Annotated in this window: 11 protein-coding genes and 1 pseudogene; 4 read left to right on the forward strand and 8 right to left on the reverse strand. The window is 45.3% G+C overall.

Annotated elements, in window-relative coordinates; all coding sequences use genetic code 11:
* Positions 1-93 precede the first annotated feature (93 nt).
* From OZ401_RS23710 to OZ401_RS23740, 7 genes are all read right to left on the reverse strand, one after another.
* Positions 94-2,388 (reverse strand): MMPL family transporter, encoded by a 2,295-nt coding sequence (locus OZ401_RS23710; RefSeq protein ID WP_341472088.1) that lies wholly within the window; start codon positions 2,386-2,388, stop codon positions 94-96.
* Between the two features lie 206 nt (positions 2,389-2,594).
* Complete coding sequence (locus OZ401_RS23715) at positions 2,595-4,061, reverse strand: hypothetical protein (RefSeq protein ID WP_341472089.1); 1,467 nt, start codon at positions 4,059-4,061, stop codon at positions 2,595-2,597.
* A 152-nt stretch (positions 4,062-4,213) separates the two neighbouring features.
* Positions 4,214-6,775, reverse strand: a complete 2,562-nt coding sequence (locus OZ401_RS23720; RefSeq protein ID WP_341472090.1) for an ATP-dependent Clp protease ATP-binding subunit — start codon at positions 6,773-6,775, stop codon at positions 4,214-4,216.
* A gap of 193 nt (positions 6,776-6,968) precedes the next feature.
* Positions 6,969-7,778, reverse strand: a complete 810-nt coding sequence (locus OZ401_RS23725) for a glycosyltransferase (RefSeq protein ID WP_341472091.1) — start codon at positions 7,776-7,778, stop codon at positions 6,969-6,971.
* A gap of 2 nt (positions 7,779-7,780) precedes the next feature.
* On the reverse strand, positions 7,781-8,401 hold the full coding sequence (locus OZ401_RS23730) for a class I SAM-dependent methyltransferase (RefSeq protein WP_341472092.1): 621 nt from the start codon (positions 8,399-8,401) through the stop codon (positions 7,781-7,783).
* Complete coding sequence (locus OZ401_RS23735; RefSeq protein WP_341472093.1) at positions 8,401-8,976, reverse strand: GNAT family N-acetyltransferase; 576 nt, start codon at positions 8,974-8,976, stop codon at positions 8,401-8,403. Before OZ401_RS23735 ends, OZ401_RS23730 begins: the two co-directional genes overlap by 1 nt.
* A gap of 18 nt (positions 8,977-8,994) precedes the next feature.
* A complete protein-coding gene (locus OZ401_RS23740; protein WP_341472094.1) occupies positions 8,995-11,262 on the reverse strand; it encodes a hypothetical protein in 2,268 nt (755 codons plus the stop codon).
* Positions 11,263-11,558: 296 nt separating this feature from the next.
* Between OZ401_RS23740 and OZ401_RS23745 the strand changes: the two are divergent.
* The 4 genes and pseudogenes from OZ401_RS23745 (at position 11,559) to OZ401_RS23760 (ending at position 16,773) form a co-directional block, all read left to right on the forward strand.
* A pseudogene (locus OZ401_RS23745) lies at positions 11,559-12,721 on the forward strand (IS256 family transposase).
* A gap of 39 nt (positions 12,722-12,760) precedes the next feature.
* A complete protein-coding gene (locus OZ401_RS23750; protein ID WP_341467773.1) occupies positions 12,761-13,915 on the forward strand; it encodes an IS3 family transposase in 1,155 nt (384 codons plus the stop codon).
* A 113-nt stretch (positions 13,916-14,028) separates the two neighbouring features.
* Positions 14,029-14,526, forward strand: a complete 498-nt coding sequence (locus OZ401_RS23755) for a Uma2 family endonuclease (protein WP_341472095.1) — start codon at positions 14,029-14,031, stop codon at positions 14,524-14,526.
* Positions 14,527-14,919: 393 nt separating this feature from the next.
* Entirely contained in the window at positions 14,920-16,773 is a 1,854-nt protein-coding gene (locus OZ401_RS23760; RefSeq protein ID WP_341472096.1) for a sialidase family protein, read from the forward strand.
* Between the two features lie 129 nt (positions 16,774-16,902).
* Here the strand turns inward: OZ401_RS23760 and OZ401_RS23765 are convergent, their stop codons facing one another.
* Positions 16,903-20,250, reverse strand: coding sequence for a glycosyl hydrolase family 17 protein (locus OZ401_RS23765; protein ID WP_341472097.1), 3,348 nt, complete (start codon positions 20,248-20,250; stop codon positions 16,903-16,905).
* Positions 20,251-20,267: the final 17 nt, after the last annotated feature.

Raw genomic sequence — 20,267 nt, forward strand, 5'->3', positions numbered from 1 at the left:
TTTATCTAAACGTCAAAAAATGAGTTAAGGCAAGGTTTACCGACTCATTTTGTCCGACTCGTGTTCCTGCCCGCGGTTCTTATTATTGCTCAATCAAACGGCTACTTTGTGCTTTTTTTCTTTGTCAGAAGCATCTTCCGGCTCGCCTTCAATGGTAACTTGTGGAATCCAATCCAAAAACTTTGGAATGTACCAATTCCACTTACCGAGAAGACGCATCGTAGCGGGCAATAGCAAACTTCTGATTAGAGTTGCATCTACAAAGACTGCAACCGCCAAACCAAGCCCAACCTGTTTGATGATTACCAATTGCAATGTTACAAACACCGCGAAAACCATCACCATTATTGCGGCAGCGCTGGTGATTACCCCACTGGTGGCGCTTATACCCTTTGCAACTGCCTCGTTTGAATTTGCCCCTTTATCCTTCGTTTCTTTTATGCGCGTAAGAATAAAGAGGTGGTAATCCATGCTCAAGCCGAACAGGATTGTGAAGATAAATACCGGAACCCAACTTTCGATTACACCGGTTGTTTTAATCCCGATTTGTTGATCAAACCAGCCCTCCTGAAATACCAATACCATCGCACCGTAAGCAGCGCTGGTAGATAGAAGGTTTAGAATAATGGCTGTGACGGGGATTACCAATGAATGGAAGGCTATTAAGAGCAGCAGGAAGCTCAAGCCCAATACAAACGCAAAAACCAGTGGCATTGCATCGGTATAGATTTTAACTATATCCACTACCTGTGCTGTATCGCCTGAGACAAAGGCTTGTATCCCTAGATTTGAAAAATAAGCCGGGACGAGTTCTTTCCGCACTTTTTTGACCAGATCGATATTTGCCTGATCATTTTCGCCTCCACCCATAGTAAACGTGATGCGCCCGGCAGTACCGTTTTGAGAGATAGTAATAGCGGACGGTTCGCTCAACCCTGCCGTTTTCAACCCGGCTTCGCGGAATTTATCCATAGCCACTTTAACATCTGGGTTGTTTGCCCCCGTAACTACCACATTCATTTTAAGGGTAGTCCCTTGTGGCCATTTCTGATTCATCAGGTTGATGGTTGCAACCCCCTCAATGCTGTTTGGGAAGCTCTCCACCCCCACCAAACCCATTCGCAAGTTCAATACCGGGAAAGCAATAAACAGCAATAATAAGGTTGTGACAAAAGCAGCTATAAAAGGTCGGCGCATTACTCCGCCAACAAGCGGACTCCAGAAACCGCTGCCTTCTTCTCTTTCTCGCCCGAAATAGGGGATGCGCCCCCAATTGATACCGTTACCCATTATCGAGAGCGTGGCAGGAAGGAAAGTGAGGCTACCGATGATAGAGAGCAATACCACTGCAATGGTTCCGGTTGCCATCGAGCGGAATAGGTCATCATCTAACAAGTATAATCCGGCAATGGAAATTGCCACCGTTATGCCGCTGAAGAAAACGGCTCGTCCGGCGGTACTACTCGTAATCTCAATTGCAGTCATTTTGTCGCGCCCGTTGCGGCGTTCTGCTCGGAAGCGTGTAAGCATAAAGAGCGAGTAATCTACCGCTACTGCCAGCCCGATTAGCACAATTAATTGGGTGGCATATTGGCTAACCGGAGTTACAAATTGGCTGTAAAGCCCAAGAAAACCGAATGCTGCCAGCAAAGCAGTTATCGCTAGAATTAGAGGCACAAAAGCAGCCGCTAACGCCCCAAATGCAAGCAATAAAATGCCGAATGTCAACGGCATTGTGATTTTCAGCGAACCGTCCAAATCCTCGCTAACTATCCGGTTTATGTCATCATTCAGCCAATTGTAATTAAGCACGCTTATTTTGAAATCTCCGCTTTGAGCTTTCAAACTCACTAACGCACTTTTTAGCGGCTCTAATTTTATCGAGCGTTCCTTGCTGGTGCCTAGCGTTGTTGCTACAATCCGCAAGGCGCTACCATCCGGCGCAATTAATCCGGCAGTTGCTGGAACCTCGTAGGGGTTGATTACATTTGCAAAAGACGGTTTGTTTGCACCATTTTCTGAGTAAGTAATTGCCTGTAAGCCCTGAACCACTTTGCTTACCATTTCTTTAAACTGTGGGTCAGTAGTTTTCAAGCTTGGATGGGTAATGACAATATAGGAGTCGGATGAGGGTGGGGCGTTGTTTGCAACTCCAGCATTATAAACCTGTCCTGCCTGATACGATTCGGTTTTGCTATAACTTCCGCTGGTAGGATTGCTCCCATCCGATGTTTTTGTGCCGCCACTCACAAGACTGATTATGAACAGCCCAATTGTAAATATCATCCAAAGCGTAACGGTAAGCCAGCGATGTCGCGCACTCCACATCGCAATCCTTACTGTCGCTGCTTTTTTGTATATGCGCTTTTCATTTGTATTTGAAGGCATTAGGTTACTCTTTCCGGGTAGAACACACAAAAGTAGCTATTTAATTAAAGACATTTCCAATAGTATTATTGTTTCACAATATTTCGCATAGTTACTTCAGATTCCATAAACTTCTAATTCCTAGGAAAAAAACCGCCTGTATTACCAAGCGGTAGTGTTTTATTGGTTATATTCAATAAGATATTTTGCCTTATGTTGGCTGAAAATTAGAAACCCAGTGTTGAAATAATTTTTGCAGCCGCATCGCCTTTTGGCATTACTAGCACCAGCACTTCAGTGCCTTTCTGAATAAGCTGAACATCTTGCTCTGCGTTTTGCCAGACCCGCTTGGTGCCGTTGCCCCCTGCCCCCTGCAAATTATAGGTGGGAGTAATATAACGGAGCGCTGAGTCGAAAAATTGTTTGGCTTCCGCATCATTATCCCACTTACTACGCCAAACGTAACCTAGGTTACCGTCTTTTTCAAGCACCTGATAGCGGTCTCCTGCCCACCCGCTTGCAGCTTTAGTGGCTTCGTCATTCGACACTTGCCCCTTGAGCCATACACGGGTAGTATATTCGCCCATAGTGTTCAAATCTACTGAACGCCAACCAGCGCCGAGAACGGGAGTAAGGTCGCTCAAATCTACCTTTATCGGCTCAACTCGATTCTTATATTTATCGAAATTTAGGATTTGACTGGAAGAAACTGGCGGATACTCTGTCCATGCCTTGTTTACCGCATCCCAACCACCCTGCTTGTAGAGATTTTGTACAAAAGTCCAGCCCTCCTCATATGGGAAAGTTTGCGATACCAATAGTATTGGAGGCATTTGGTTCACAACTTGCGAGGCTTTATTAGCTGCATCCTGTGAATCTTTGACCAATTGCGTTATTTCCTGCTGGCTCAGATACTTACCCAATGTCCAGAGAAATTGTGATTGAACAGCATCTCCTTCAATAAGAGATAACACGGCTAAATCCTTATCGTCACTCCAGTTTTTATCGGTGGGTATTCGTTGCGGTCGTACCTTTTCAATTCCAAAATTCTGATCTTGAAGCGCATGGGTTAACTCATGCTCTGCTATCCAACGAGTGAGCGGGCTTGCACCCTTATTGGGGTCAGCTACATTTACAAATAATTTCTTTATCTCATAGTCATAAAATCCTGCAACATTACCTTCAAGCAGCGCGGTATAGCTTTTAACATAATCAAAACCGGGTTTGGTAAAACCAAAGACTAGCAAAGACTTTTCATAATCGCTAATTTCTTGAAGAGTTAGCTCCCGTTTTAAGGAATCTTCTGCATATTTGCCGATAGCATCCGGAGTCATGAAATTGGTGGTTATTTTGGCGGTAAAGTTCAAGCCCCGCACTTTAACGGCATCATCCGCCACCTTTTCAAGACTTTGCCTTGCATCGTTAGAAACCGGAATAGTTATGTAAACTATGGGGGCTTTGGTGGTGGTAGGTATAATACTACCTGTGGCAGTAGTAGTATTCGTGGTAAAGGCTGTGGTTGTATTTGCTACTGATACGGGTGTAGATGTTATTCCACTGACTGTGTTTGTAGTTGAGATTTGGTCTGCGGTGGGTGAAGCACTCTCTCCACAAGCTACTAGACTGATAGATAAAATAATTAATAAAAGTAATATGCTGCTTAACCGATTAAAAGCAGCTTTAACTGTGGTCATGATTTACCCCTTCCTCATCGAGTCTGAATTACCTTGTCATTTTAGCGGACGCTATCGGTTAAGTCCAGTATTAGTCTTTGCTGGCTATTCGCAATGTATAAAATTAAAAGAAGTTCGGCTAGTGCCGAACCTCTTGATCAAATACAAAACCCTTAGTTAGAAGCACCGGGCAACGCCCCGGCGGTTTGCTCGATTATTTCACCTTCCACCTGTGGGGATTCTACCGATTGAGCTTGTTCTACTATTGTAAATCTCAACTCAGTCAGCGCTTCAGGGTTAAGCTCCACCTGAATTGTATCGCCCTGCTTGAATTTGCCATCAAGTAACATTCTACTAAGTACATTTTCAAGCTTGCGCTGAATGACTCGGCGCAATGGGCGCGCTCCGTAAACCCGGTCATAGCCTTCTTTAGCGAAGAAATCGAGGGCAGCTTCGGTAAGCACCAACTTCATCCCTTGCGATTCTAGCCGCTTGACTACATCTTTCATCATCAACCGCACGATTTTCTTGATTTGCTCTTGGTTCAAGTGGCTGAAGATGATGATTTCATCAATCCGGTTCAGAAACTCCGGTCTGAATTGTTCGCGCAGGTCTGACATCACTTGCTCGCGCATCTTTTGATCTGCGGCGGCATCCTCGGATTCTTGACGATTTGCCCCCACAGTAAAACCTAGCGCTCGTTGCTTGATATGGTCTGTGCCAACATTTGAGGTCAAAATCACAATCGTGTGCTTGAAGTCCACTGTGCGACCATGCCCATCGGTTAAACGCCCATCATCCAGCAATTGGAGCAAAGTATTGAATACTTCATGATGCGCTTTCTCGATTTCATCGAAAAGAACAATCTGGTATGGACGGCGGCGTACCGCTTCGGTCAGTTGTCCGCCTTCATCGTACCCAACATAGCCGGGAGGTGAACCGATTAAGCGGCTTACTGTGTGCTTTTCGCCATATTCGCTCATGTCAATGCGAACCATTGCATCTTCGCTATCGAACATGAACTCAGCCAGCGCCTTTACCAATTCGGTTTTACCTACCCCGGTAGGTCCGAGAAAAATAAACGAGCCAATCGGTCGGTTTGGGTCTCTTAACCCGCTACGGGCGCGGCGGATTGCATCGCTAACCGCTACGATTGCCTCATCCTGACCGATTACACGCTCATGTAAGCGTTCTTCCATCAATAACAGTTTTTTCATTTCGCCTTCAAGCATCCGGCTAACCGGAATGCCGGTAGATTTACTGACGACTTCTGCTATATCTTCCTCATCTACCACATCGTCAATTTTTTTCTCGGCGAACCATGTGTTGCGTTTCCCCTCAAATTCTTGTTTTAAAGCGCTAATCTCGTATTTCATACGGGCGGCTCGTTCATAATCCTGTTTCTGAACTGCCAATTCCATATCATCGTTTAATTGTTTGAGGCGCGCATCCATTTGTTTCAATTCGGGCGGTTGGCTAAACATATCGATTCGCACTTTTGAAGCGGCTTCGTCCACCAAATCAATCGCTTTGTCAGGCAAGAAACGATCGGTAACGTAACGTTCGCTTAGTTCGGCGGCGGCAACCAATGCCTCATCGGTTATTTTCAGATTATGATGCAATTCGTATTTAGGGCGCAAACCGCGCAGCATTTCAATAGTATCCTCGACACTCGGTTCACCGATTAACACCGGCGCGAAACGGCGCTCTAAAGCGGCATCTTTCTCAATGTGCTTGCGGTACTCGTCCAAAGTAGTAGCACCCACCACCTGCAATTCACCACGCGCCAAAGGCGGCTTTAGCATATTGCTGGCATCTATTGCCCCTTCTGCGCCGCCTGCACCAACAACAGTGTGTAGTTCGTCAATGAAAACGATTACCTCACCCTGCGCCCGTCTCACCTCTTCAATTACTGCCTTGAGACGCTCTTCAAACTCACCTCTGAATTTTGAGCCAGCCACCAGACCCGGCATATCAAGGGCTACCACCCGCTTATCCTTCAGGTTATCGGGTACATCACCACTAACGATTTTTTGCGCCAATCCTTCGGCAATGGCGGTTTTACCTACGCCCGGTTCGCCGATTAGCACCGGGTTATTCTTAGTTCGGCGGCTTAAAACTTGCATCACCCGGCGTATTTCTTCTTCACGCCCAATAACAGGGTCGAGCTTGTTTTCGCGGGCTAACCGTGACAAATCCACGCTGTATTTTGCCAGAATCTGATATTTGCTTTCCGCTTGCGGGTCTGTGACGCGCTGATTTCCGCGCACCTCTTGTAGAGCTTGATAAATACTCTCTCGATCTACCATAAAACGTTTCAGGATTTTGGCGGCTTTATCAGTTGGGTCGGAAACGACTGCCAATAGAATATGTTCGGTGCTGATAAAATCATCTTTCATTCGTTCGCGTTCCTGCTCGGCATTAACAAAAAGGCGTTGCAGTCGCGGGGTAATATACATGCTTACCTGAATTCCCTGAAAGCCAGTTTGCCCTTGAATTTTAGGAGTAACATCTAGTTCATCCTGAACTGAGCGTTTAATTAAATTTATATCCGCGCCGAGTTTTTCTAGAATTTGGGGCGTAATGCCATCTTTTTGTTGTAGCATCGCCAAAAGGATATGCTCTACATCAAGTTGGCTATGGTGCTGCTCAGCCAAAAGCTGATAACTAGTCATTAGCACTTCTTGCGCCTTCTCGGTGAATTTATCAAAAGGATTTACTCCTCCGGGCATCATATATTATTGCTCCTTTATATTTTCTATTTTAAACGGTTTTTGAACAAAACCTTGCTTCTCGCTTTCTATTATACGTAAAGGGATAAGATTAAGGCAGTTGTATTATGTTAGAGGAACAATAGAGTTTATGAAAACCGCCCTTACAAATATTGGCAGGGTGGTTAAAAGCACTTGAGTTATTTTTTTGGGTTGGTTAGTTGGTTACTTCTTCGGTCTGCCGTTCGACTTGTCGTTCGACCTGTCGTTCTAGCTTTTTGATCTCATATTCAGCCCGCATCTTTTTAATTTCGTGTTGGAAGTGCATAAGTTTACCGAAATATTCTATTGAGTCATGAAATATTCGAACGGTGCTTTTTTTATCATAACGTTTGATAAAAAGGGTTGGAATTTCAGTAATGTGTAGTCCGGCAAAGAAACTGCGGTACATTATTTCGGTATCCCAGAACCAACCCGGATCATGACAGCGGTTAAGCACCGGCAATATACTTTCGCGCTTGAAAAATTTGAAACCAACTTCGGTATCTTTCAGATGCAATTTGAGCAACTTAGATTCAAGTAAATGGTAGCCAACACTCAAAACCTGTCGGTAAAAAGTGCGCCACATAAATTTATAAACCCGTTCTGCTGTACACACATCTGCACCACGCTCAATTTCAAGCAAAGCTGCCGGGATGTAATGCGCAGGAGTTTCTAGGTCAATATCCAGAAAACCCACCATACGCCCTCTTGCCGCTTGAATACCATCGGTAACGGTGCGTCCGCGCCCTGTATTTTTCTGATGTTGGATCAGCACCATTCGCGTTGTTGGGTACTTTGCTATTAATTCGAGGATAATTTCTACAGTATCATCTTTGCTTACGTCATCAACGAAAATGAGTTCATAAGAATTATGATAACGTGTACCATTTAGTACGTCCACCAGTTCTGTAACGCTATCTCGTAGCACTACATGCTCGTTATAACAGGCTATGATAATGCTTAAATCCAGTTCCTCTTGCTGCACTTCTAACTCCTAACTTTACACACAATTATCGTTTGCCCACACAAGCCTGAGTAATATTCCCCGCCCCTTTCCACCTCGAAAAATTTCTCGGCAAGTGCTATTTGCTCGGCAAGAGGTCGGATAAATTGCCCTCGATCTTGTTTTGCCAGAAAACGGCTGAGGGGGTTTGAGGGGGTGGGATCCATATCCACTATTACGAAACGCTCGGTAGTAACCCGCGCGATACCTTCCAGTACAGCCAGATTTTCAGCATCGCTTAGGTGATGCATACTATTTATCAGCATGGCTTTAGGGAAAGTCCCATAGGTGCGGCTGAATTCATACCCGGTAATATCCTGTGCAACAAAAGCGCGTTCAGGATGTCCGTTCCCTTTACCGAAACGCTGTTCGGCATACTCAATATATTTTGGATTAATATCGATTCCGATATATTCGTTGAGTGCCACATCGGCGAATTCGCCTGTGCCACAGCAAACATCTAGCAAACGTTCCCCTGCTTTGAGTTGCAAGCCTTCGCGAATCAGCCGCCGAGTTTTATTTTGTGTTCCCGCGATTGCAAATTGCAGGGCGTTGAAGATGAAAGGGTTATCTAGGGTACTTTTAAGGCGATTAACTACCTGCATTAAGCTTGCCATTCCCCTTTCAGTGCGCTGAAGTAGAGCATATCAGTTCTCGATCCATCCAGATGAGAAATATGGTCATTTCTCAATTGCGCTTCCTGTATCATTCCACCTTTACGCGCAACAGTAGCGCTGGCAATATTTTCGCTGCTGCACCGCCAGAATAGCCTCACCCACTGCCACTCACTAAAGCCCCATCTCAGCATTTCAATCAAAACTTTTGTGCCCAAACCCTGTCCGGCACAATCTTCGCTAATCCACATCCCTATTTCAGCAACATTCTCGGTTATTGGACGATTTCGGAGGTGAAATCCAGTGCCGCCTAGTAATTTCTTCCCATCCGGGCTAAAAATGCCGATGTAGAAATCTTCATTTAGCAAATAACGGGCGCGAAACTTCCTAACATTATTTTCAGCTTCATTTGCACTTATTTCAGGTTGCGCCCACGGCATATATTTTTTCAAATGTTCGTAGGAGGAGTCTTGGGCATTTTTTAACAAAGTACCATCCCCTGCGTCATAAGAGCGAAGGGTAAACTCAGGACATACAACTTTATCTGGGGCGAAAAAAAGGTTCAAGCTATTATTCTTTCGTGATTAATGTCTTGCAAAGAAAATCCGGTATATCCACAAAGAAAATGCGGAATAACTCATCCATATTATTAAAGCACTAACCGTTATTTTGCCTACCAACTTCCAAACTGTTTGGTTGCCAATTCTGACAATTGTTTCAAGATTCGACCAAATACTGACAATAACTTGCCCGGATAAAGCTAAAGCTAAAGGTGCAATAAACCAGACTTGCTTGTCCACCATATCAATTTTCCACTGAGCAATGCTCCACAACAGATAGTTTGCTACCATCACCCACACAAACCAGTATCGCGCTGCCTTTGAGGTCATACCCTTCCCCATTTTTGATAGGGAAATTGCCCCTATTAACCCCAAAACTAGCACAGCGATTACCCCGTAGGTGGTAGAGAGATTGCCTAGATAAACCGATAGATATTCAAAAAAGCTCCGCTCGCCCAAGCCTAGCCCTTTGCCTTGATTAAAATCCTGTCCAAAGCTGTTCAAAGTGGGAATAATATCGCCTATAAATTGCCAATAATAGATGGCAACTGCCCCAATGGCGGCAACCGTCGCAGATAGAAAAAGCAGCTTGCCGTTTTCGCGAGCTTGCTTATCTTTGCGCCCGGAAAAGAAGAATAAGCCCGTCGCCCAACCATAAAGCACCATACCCATAAATATCATCGTAACGCTGTAGGCTAGGTTGGTAATTATCAGTAAAAGCGTTAGCCCAATCCATATTCTTGGACGCTTCAACCTTTCATAATTTACCAACGCAACTGTCAAATAAAGCACTGCCAGCCATAAACTGATAGTGGTAGGCCAGTTCCCCCAGCTATTCAGTAGGTAGGTACTAGGTAATATCAGGTATAAGGCTGCTCCCGCCAGCGCACCGTTGATGGTAGCGCCCAATGCCACGCCAAGCGCATATATAATGAATACACGCGATGAGTCGAGGAAAATGCTTATTAGGTTAACGGTAACTTCTCGCTCGATTGGTAATGCCGCGAAAGGCGCAAGATAAAAATGGGTAAACGGCGAGTAGGGGATAATAGCGCTTGAATTCCATTGCCCCGGAACCAAACTATCAGATTTATTGGAATACTCGTAGGCGATACCACCCGGCTCATCCAGAATCCGGTTAATTACGTTTAGATGCCAGCGTTGGTCAATTATCAGAGTTTGGGGGTAGAGTGTTCCCCCTCCCCGTAGCACCATGCCAGCCACAAAAATTATCAGCAATGTTGTCCAGACATAGCCGGGTAAAGGCAAATTCCAGCGTTGAAAAAGGCGTGGTAATAACAAATCAAAGACCAGCAACGCCAACCCGGTAGCTACCAACACCAACGTCAGGCGGGTTGTGAAAATCGCCAATTCCAGCCGCCATATCGCAAGGACAATTGCTAATGTCAACACGAAAACTGTTGAAATTCCAAACGCAATGGAGTGTTTTACACCGCTATATGCCAGCAACCAGAAAAAGAACATACTTGCAACGGTCAAAAGCACAGTGGTTTTAGGGTCGGGCAAGGCGATGTTGCCCCCCTCCGGCTCTAGCCATAAGCCGTAAAGCTTCATACCATCCCGGTAATAGCTTTTAGAATCGGAGTAAATGTTTGGGTCGGTTGTCCCGATGGGGGTAACACGCAATTCGACTGCCATATTACCGCCTTGAAACCGGGTTGCTTCGTATTTATACTCGAATCGTTGTGGTACGCCGGGCTTTACCTCAAAGGTGGTAAAATCCTGCCCGTTGAGTAACACCGCTACCTTCTGTCCGTGCGGGTAAAGTGGTGAAGCAGCCGCATATAATGTAAGGTTGCCGGGATACGCCCCTACGCCCGGCAGTAATACTATGCTGCGAGGCTTTGTCCAGCGATAATCATCTTTGATAGGTTCAGGAAGTGGTTTACCTGCGGCACTGAAAACAATTCCGGGGTCATTTGTTGTAACCGGAATCTCCCCACGTGGAGTATCGGTGGTATCCTCAGTCTGATTTGTGATTTTATTAGGGCGAACTTCTCCGGCAAAATTATCAAGATAGGGGAGATCATAACCTCCTCCCAAGTTGACAAAAATAGTGGGGCGTACTTGGTATGCAATACTAAAGGCAAATATTGAAAGGAAAAGTAGGATTAAAGAGTACCGATTGATTATAGTACGTTGAGCTTTATTGAATATATTGCCGGGGCGCGGGTTATAACGCGGCGGGTAACTTGATGGAATATTAGTATCCGGCTCAGCCATTGCTTTGAGAATGGAGGGATTGGTTGCCTTACTGAAGCGGTTTAACAAAAACAGGTACTCCTTATACAATTACCGACAGATTGCTTACATTAGATAATAACGCTTGTAGAACAACCCGGTTTCTTGAGCAAAGTAACCTTGATTTTACCAGCTTTGATAGCCTGCGGCAAACACCCAAAAATTTGTATGAATTCAGAGGCACAGTAAAGAATAAACTCAAGAAATGCATAAAATATTCACAAAGTCATGAAGCGATTTGGGCTAAAACTTGGTCAAGGGGCTTACCGGCTAGAAGGTGTACATTAGTGTGTGTACAGGAGATTATTCAGGCATCCTTACCACCCATGGAGTTAATCCAACAACAGTTGGGCAGTGCCAAAAGTATGGACGATTTCTTCGGCAAAGAAGGCATCCTTTGCCGGGTTTTCGGCCATACCCTCGAAAAATTGTTGGAAGCTGAACTCACCGACCACCTCGGCTACGACAAATACGAAGCGGCAGGTCGAAACAGTGGCAACTCGCGCAACGGCAAAATCAACCGCTCCAGCGCCGGTGAAACCGAAATAGCCGTGCCCAGAGACCGTAACGGGGAGATCGAACCGAAGCTTCTTAAAAAGTACGCTCACAATACCAACGAGCTCGAAGAGAAGATTTTGGGCTGCTATGCCAGGGGTCTTTCCACTCGTGACATCCAGGAGAGCCTGGTCGAGATGTAGGGCATGGATGTCAGTGCAGCGACCATTAGCACCATCACCGACAAGGTGTGACCTCTGGTGGAAGAATGGCAGAACCGGCCTTTGGCAGCTACCATACCATCATCTACCTGGATGCCATTTTCATCAAGCTGCGGCGAGAAGGTAAGGTCGAAAATGTGGCTGTGTACAATGCCCTGGGAGTAGACCTGGAAGGACGGCGCGACATTTTAGGTCACTGGATTGGGGAAGGCACCGGCGAAGGAGCCAAATTCTGGCTGAGTGTGTTAGGAGAAGTCAAGGTCCGAGGAGTAAGAGAGATTTTCATTGCCTGCGTGGACGGATTTAGCGAGGCGATTGCTGCTGTCTTTCCCTACACCGAGGTTCAGCGCTGCATCATTCACCAGATCCGGGCCAGCTTGCGGTATGTGGTCAGCAAGGACCAAAAACCGTTTATGGCCGACCTCAAACTTGTCTACAAAGCAGCCACCCGAGAAGAAGCTGAGGCTAATCTTTTGGCTCTCAGCGAGAAATGGGACAAGAAGTATGCGGTGGCAGTGCGCAGTTGGGTCAGCGGTTGGAGCGAATTGTCGACTTATTTCGACTATACGCCTGAAATCCGGCGCTTAATCTACACAACGAACAGCGTCGAGGGGTACCACCGCCAGTTGCGCAAGGTGATCAAGACGAAGGGAGCTTTTCTAACTAAAGAAGCAGCCAAAAAGCTGCTTTACCTGGCTTACCGCAACATCACGGCGGACTGGACGGCCCCGATGCAAAACTGGGCGAGCATTATAATGAACCAGAAGAACTGAACAACTAAAAAGGGTTTGGTAAGGTGTATACTTAAAAACATGACAACACCTAGAAAAAAGTATTCACCCACATTTAAGTCTCAAAGAGTGCAAGAAGTGCTGGAAGGTAATAAAACCGTTACCCAGATAGCTTCTGAATATGGTATTCATCCGAATATGCTCACTAAATGGAAACAACTGGCTCTAAAAGGTCTGCCACAATCCTTTGATGAGCGTACTCAGAAGCAAATCGCGCTGCTGACCGCACAGTACGAACAAGAAAAAGAACAACTTTACGCCGAAATAGGTCGCCTGACTACACCGCTCAGGTGGTTAGGAAAAAAAGTGAAGCAGGCTTTGCCCAGGTCGGTCAGATTAAGCCTAATCGAAACCCAAAAAGCTGAACTTTCACTCTCAAAACAAAGTGAGTTGCTAGGAATTAGCCGTTCCAGTTTGTACTACCGCTCAGTAGCACCAACCGAACGAGAAATTGAGCTCAAACACCGAATTGATGAGATTTACACCGTTTACCCTTTTTATGGATATCGGCGAATTCATCAACAATTACTGCGGGAAGGCAAGCACCTCAACCGCAAAACGGTGCAAAACTATATGCGGGAGATGGGGCTAGAAGCAATCTATCCTGGTCCTAATCTTTCGAAACGAGATCAAAAGCAGCGGGTATATCCCTATCTCTTAAGGAACCTGGCTATAACCAGACCCGCTCAGGTATTCGGTACCGACATCACATATATCAAGCTCAAACACGGTTGGCTTTATCTGGTGGCTGTCATCGACTGGTACAGCAGATATGTGGTAAGTTGGGAATTATCTGATACTTTGGAAATCGATTTTGTGCTTAGAACTACCGAGCGAGCGTTGGCGAAGATAAAACCGGAGATCTTTAACAGTGACCAAGGTAGTCATTTTACCAGTCCTAAATACACTGCTTTGATATTGGGCGCAGGTGTAAAGTTAAGTATGGATGGACGTGGGCGAGCACTAGATAATGTTTTCACCGAAAGGCTCTGGCGTTCCTTAAAATATGAGTGTGTTTATTTAGCACAATTTGAGAACCCCAAAGAAGCAAAGCTAGGGATTGGTGAGTATTTCGATTTCTACAATAATACTCGACCTCATCAGGCTTTGAAATATCAGACACCGGCTCAGGTTTATTTCAATACCGTGACACCAGTAATTATGTTAAAGAGCTAAAAAGAGTTACTAGCTATTTAACATTATTAGTTCTATAGAAAGGACTGTATCACTCCTTAACCAAGCTTTTATTTTTGTCTTGACAAACTGGGTCATTTCATTTGGAGCATAGTTTGATCGCGGTCAATCTTGTCTCTGTGCTTCACACTCAACTCAGAGGAAGTGGCTGCCAGGTCTTTAACAGTGACTTGAAAATAGCCATCCCCGGAAATCCACGCTCTAAAGGACGCAAGCGTAGCGAAGGTGATGAGTTTGTTACCTACCCTGACGCGGGGATAATCTGTGGACAGCCAGAGTATTACAAAGGTGACCGTTTTACCATCGCCAATCCTGTGGCGTTGTTTGAAATTCTGAGTCCTTCCACCCGCATTTATGACCGGAACACCAAGGCAGAGGAGTATAAGAAGATTCCGGGTCTAAATTACTATGTAATAATAGATTCTGAAGAGGTCAGGGTGGAATGTAGGCAGCGGGTAGCGGGGAACGCCTGGATGGAGTTAACCCCATTAGAGTTATTAGAAGACAAGCTAAAGCTGGTTTTTGCCAAAGAAATTGAGATAAGTCTTGCCAGTCTGTACGAGGGTATTACCTTCGAAGAGGATGAAGTATAGCAGGGAAACAGTCAACACCGAGTTGATAACAACCACCTCCAGAAATTTATCCCGCACCTCAATAATGCTGAAAGTATTCCTACAAGATTAGTCAATGCTTATAGTAATCTAACCCGAAAGAGCGTGGCATGCTGCACTTTAAACTTAGGCGTTGTTGTCGTTGCTCCTAACGACAAGTTGTGCCGAGTAGAATCATTCTTATGCATGGTTTTCTGAAAGAGAATGCAGATTTATGTCAACTAAAGCTTATATTCAAATTGCGGTACAATGAGGGTATATAGGTGTTTTTGGCAGTCACAGTTCCAGCAATTGTTTCACTTTTTGTTCTACCCAACCTAAATTTCTTGTTCTAGGTCGCTCCAGTTCTGCCCCAAAGGTAAAGGAGACCTGACAATGGGTGTTAAAAAGTATCAAAAAGTAATTGCGCTGATGATAATTATAGCTATATTCCCGCTTCTAGCCACTCCGCTGTCCGCCGCTGCTATTTTGCAAGTAAGCGGGCCAGATTGGCAAGCCACTGGGGTTTATTTACCAGAGGGGCAGACTAGTCTGCTTTGTTTTCAGGGCAACCAGCCCAACACTGTCTTGCTAACCGGTGGCAACCCCACCGGCACCTCTTCCCTCAACTACCGCACCGGGAAATTAATCCGCTTCAGCGAACGCAATCTTACCCTGTGCAACGAAGATAGCGGTTTGCAATTCAACATCGATAACCAGCAACAAACCGCCTGGAGTATCAATTCGCTTAATGATGAATTTCCTCTCACCTTCGTGCCTTCCGCAATTCCCGGTGATGGCACTCAGCAGGTTTATGGCTTAAAAGATCGTCGGCTATTTTACAGTCCGAATGGTGGTAAAAATGCACTGGAAAGAGGCGCTCAGTTTGCCGGTCGGGTAAAATCGGTGGCAACTACCGTTCAGGATGGCAAAGTTGTATATATTATGGTCAAGGAAAACGGCGACCCGGCTCAGGATGTGGCTTATCCTGAACCTTTCAATTATAGTCTTTATGCTTCGAAGGATACCGGGATAACTTGGGAAAAAACCTATAGCAGTTCCATCAGCGGTTACACCAACTATATTCCTATGCTCCAAATGCTGCCGGGACAGGCTACCCCTTCCAGTTGGCTGATAATGGCGGTACGTTCAGGCTCAACTCCAACCGGAACCCGCACTGTTTACCAGCTTTCAATTGATGGAGGGCACACTTTTAAGGAACTTGGCGCACGAGGTCATTACGACGAACTTTGGTTTGCCCGCACCAATACCGCGGTGGTTAGGCTTTCTTCGAGGCAGATGAGCCTATCACGCGATGGCGGAAATAGTTGGAACCCTGTTAAATTGCCAGCGTTTGTGCCGGATAATAGCATGGATCAGAATAGCATTTACATGCTGCAAGCCAGAAACGCCCCGGATAATTTGTTTGTTATGCAGCGAGTTATTAGCACTTACGAGAGTAACGGGGTAAAGGGAACGGTTTATATCCATTATTCCCCGGACGGTGGCAGTACCTGGCAGGAATTACCTTCGATTGATCTACCCTATTTTGGACTTGATGGAGCAGTTATCAGCCCATATGCGCCTACTACGCTGTTGGCTATTAAAGACCGCCAGATATACAAAATGGAATTACCACAGGTGGAGCAGACCCTGACTGCTAGAGTGGATAACAATGGAGCAGCCCCGAATTATTACCCCGAAACGGGTCACAATATATCACCACTGTTTTGGCGGTATTGGGTAAGTAACGGCGGGTTAGCCCAATTTGGATTCCCACGTACTGAAGCTATGCGCGAGTTCAATCCGGAGGATGGTAAAATTTTCACAGTGCAATATTTTGAACGTGCTCGTTTTGAATACCACCCTGAATTTGCCGGTTCAAATTACGAAGTGTTGCTGGGTTTGCTGGGTAAACAGTTAACTGTCCAGCGAAACGAAGTGCCGTTTGAGCGAAAGGTTGGGTCACCAGACAGTTCGGAAATAACCTATTTCCCGCAGACCGGACATTATCTGGCTTTTGGTTTCAAGCGCTATTGGGAGCAAAACGGCGGGCTAGGGCTATACGGTTACCCAATTTCAGAAGAATTTAGCGAAAAGAACCCGGATGACGGTAACTTCTATACCGTTCAGTATTTCGAGCGGGCACGCTTTGAATATCACCCGGAATTGAAAAATACTGGTTACGAAGTCCTTTTAGGATTGCTGGGTAATAGCTTGCTGAGAAGCAAAGATTGGTTAGGGCAATGATTACTCTTCTGACCTTTGCTATTTTTGAGGGTGTTTTTTGCCACTTGTAAAGAGCATGGGTAGTGGAATAAAGTCTACCTAAATTGTGATTGTAGTATGGCTCTCTATCAAGGCTTCCTGACTTAACAGTTAATTTTTTGCTTGCCTAGTAGACTCATTGCCCAACAGACCCAACAGTACTTTGAACTGAGCAGGTTTGTCAGGATGCCATTCAAAGCGGGCACGTTCAAACCACTGGGTCAATACTTTATCTCCACTAGAGTTTATTTCAACCTTGGGTTGTGTTAGCGGATATCCGAAAAGTGCCAGACTTTCTTGATAACTTGCGCCGGGTTTCCCGTCAAATTCCAACCCATGTGATTGCCAATATGATTTGAAGCCCATACCTGCTACCTGATCACAGACATTTAGGTGGGTTTCTACGAACCAGATGCAATTATTTTGAGGTCCACTATCTTTGGGCTCTTTCTGCCAGTCAATCCTTTTTATTTTTAACTGTTCATCCCCCAAACGACCCAGCAATATATCGTAGGGGGATTGGTTTTCAGGGTGATATTCAAATCTATTGCGTTCAAACCATTGGGTTACATAGCTCAGCTTGGTATCTGAATTAGTTTCAAAATGGGTGGTAGTTACCGGGAAACCGAACACGGGCAACCCCCCATTTTGCTCCCAGTAACTGCGGATGCCACCACTCGTACAATAGGCTGTTTCACTAAAACAATTTACATTTTCCGGCAGTATCAGCTGGTTTGAAGTTTTTAACTCATAAATAATATCATCCAGATAAAAAGTTATGGGTTGATTCGCAGTCCAGCCAAAACCGCCGATGAGCTTATACATATCTCGATTGGAAAACTCAACATCGACAGTATATTTTTGCCAATTGGAGGATAATGACACTTCCTGCTTTATTGGTGGGCAAAGTGAATCTGGGTGTGGTTTTATCGGTTTACTGCAATCGGTTTCACCCATGTCAGTGGTCTGGTAGCCAATTCCTCCCACCAGCACCGTAATTTTAGCGCCCGGAGTATCGCTTCTAGCCCAAAATGACAGACGTGTGGCTTTAGACAAATCATACCCACCGTTTGTGTCTCCCCAATTATCAGCCGGTTCCTGCCAGTAAATACCACTCCAGCCCAACTTTCCGGGGGTATAGCTTACTTTAATCGAAGTAAGTCCTCGATACGAATTATTAGTTGAGCATTCACTAAATGAAAGCTGTCCGGGTGTAGCGCCATCGCCCATCCAACCGGACGCATAGAAGTGGTTTTCACGAGCATTGCTATCGGTATAAATTGAGAAAACGTTCGGTGGTGGTAAAATCATTGAAACAGCCGGGTCATACTCATATTTAATATCGTCAAGGAAAAAAGTAGCGCCCTGTGGACTGGCACATTTATTGGTAGTCCAGCCAAAACCGCCAACCACTCGGCTTAAATCGGCATTCTGCAACTCAATGGTATATTGCTGCCAAGTATTTGTAAGTTCAATGAAACCGGTGGTACGAGGCTGCCGTAGAGAATCATTATAAGGGTCTGCATCGCTCCCAATCCCTCCGGCAAAAAACTGAACTTTCTCACCTCCTATAGCTCCTTTAGCCCAGAAAGTAACCTTGTTAGCCCAACTGAGGTCAACCCCACCTTTCAGAGTGCCCCAGTTATTTTCCGGATTTTGCCAGTAGACTCCAGCCCAACCCAGCATACCATCAGGGTTAAAGCTTGCCCGAACTGCCATTTCGCCACTGTGCGGGTCGCTGCGGTCACAACTATACATATTGATACTATCAATATCACCCATATAACCGGAAGGTATGAAGGTGGCAGTTTCTGCCAGCCATTCAGTATAAATATTAAGAGGTTTGTTCTTGGCAGTCGCTAGCTGATTTGATATAGCTAGGTTTGTGTTTTTGTTCAGAAAACTGACAGGTGGCGGTGCAGTTATAGCTGAATAACCAAGTTCGCCAGCAGGAAGCAGAATACCCCAAAAAGGATGTTTTGCAGAGCGATCTGTATAGCTGTAACCCCAGTTTTGACCGACCCTGCCCGGTTCCTCTACCTTCCAGAGTTCGTCGAAAGTGTCAAAATACATGTAATCCACTCCGGCTTGTTCCGCTAGAGTCATAAATTCCAGCATAAACCTGCGCTGATTTTCCGGACTCGGTACCGCTTTATCTTGTGGTTCTCCACTGGAAGGCCATCCCGTTTCACCGATGACCACTCGTTTATTCTGTCCGGGATACTCGTGTTCAATCAACTGCTGGATGGCTTTGTAGCGTTTCACTGTAAATTCGGCAGCGCCGTCAATTGGCAAACTGGTCCAGAAGGGGTAGATGTGTACCATTACCATATCCACCTGATCTAAGATGGGACGGTAGAGTGAATTAATTTGCGGGTTAAAATCGTTGATGTCTTTGAAATCAAATTGGATACTTTCGATTTCTGCGGTCATAAGCGGAATACCAAGACCTTTTAGAGCCTGCTTGACCTGATTAATATATTGCAGCAAATAATTTATTTCATCTTTCTTTTCACCCTTAGCGTTATTTCTTAGATAAAATTCATTCCCGACAATAACTCCGGCAAGTTTATTGGTTTTAGCTAAATTTATCAGTGCTTGAACTTCAGTATCATCGTTAGGTTTTTGATCTATCCAAGCGCCCGCATAAACCGGAAGACCTAATGAGTTAGCAATTGCTGGAACTTTTTGATTGATTCCGGTCGAGGCATAAGTGCGAATAGCATTGCTGGTATTTATAAGGCGGTACAGGTCTTCTTCAATATTTTTAGAGGTTGGTAATTCCATTCCACCGGGGTATTGGCAATCCCGGAAGGGACTATAACCAATTCCCCGAACAGATTTAGGATAAGCATATGCAGTAAAAGTAATACTAGCTAAATCCCAGGCGGTATTTGCCGGAACAGTAATACGAAGGCTATGCTTGCCGGATTGCTTAACCACTACGGTGGTTTTTATCGGTTCATGTGCTGCAGCATAATACTCGTTGGCTATAATCGGTTCAACGGTACGTTTACTCCACAGGAGTTGCCCATCAAAATATATATCGGCTTCTCGGTTTTTATAAGGAGAGTGAAGCCCTTTGCTCTCTTTATCGGGCCAGGAGAGAGTCATTACATAGACAGTGGGTGCGTAAACATCTGGCAAGATAATTTCACCACTGGCAGTACCACCATTCCAGTCTGACGGATTACAGGAATTGGGATTAGCGCCTAGAATAATACTTCCTTCTGGCATACTAGCAAGCCAAGAAGCCGCACAGGCTCCCCCTGCGTTTGCACGGTTGATCACATGCCCGCTAAAAGTCAGCTTATCCGGTAGCACCGACACAAGTTGACCTAATTGAGAAGAGGCTGCGTCAGTGTTAAGGAAAAAGGTTAGACCAAGCAGCGCTAAAATACTCGAACTGATCAGCCAAAAGGATTTTTGGACCACCCATGCTTTTACTAGGTCTCCCATTATTAATTTCTTTCTGA

This window comes from Candidatus Chlorohelix allophototropha, assembly GCF_030389965.1.
Lineage (GTDB): Bacteria > Chloroflexota > Chloroflexia > Chloroheliales > Chloroheliaceae > Chlorohelix > Chlorohelix allophototropha.

Excerpts from the sequence above, each read along its gene's own strand:
- OZ401_RS23710 (WP_341472088.1), bottom strand. The coding sequence starts at position 2,388 with ATGCCTTCAAATACAAATGAAAAGCGCATATACAAAAAAGCAGCGACA.
- OZ401_RS23715 (WP_341472089.1), bottom strand. The coding sequence starts at position 4,061 with ATGACCACAGTTAAAGCTGCTTTTAATCGGTTAAGCAGCATATTACTT.
- OZ401_RS23720 (WP_341472090.1), bottom strand. The coding sequence starts at position 6,775 with ATGATGCCCGGAGGAGTAAATCCTTTTGATAAATTCACCGAGAAGGCG.
- OZ401_RS23730 (WP_341472092.1), bottom strand. The coding sequence starts at position 8,401 with ATGCAGGTAGTTAATCGCCTTAAAAGTACCCTAGATAACCCTTTCATC.
- OZ401_RS23750 (WP_341467773.1), top strand. The coding sequence starts at position 12,761 with ATGACAACACCTAGAAAAAAGTATTCACCCACATTTAAGTCTCAAAGA.
- OZ401_RS23760 (WP_341472096.1), top strand. The coding sequence starts at position 14,920 with ATGGGTGTTAAAAAGTATCAAAAAGTAATTGCGCTGATGATAATTATA.
- OZ401_RS23765 (WP_341472097.1), bottom strand. The coding sequence starts at position 20,250 with ATGGGAGACCTAGTAAAAGCATGGGTGGTCCAAAAATCCTTTTGGCTG.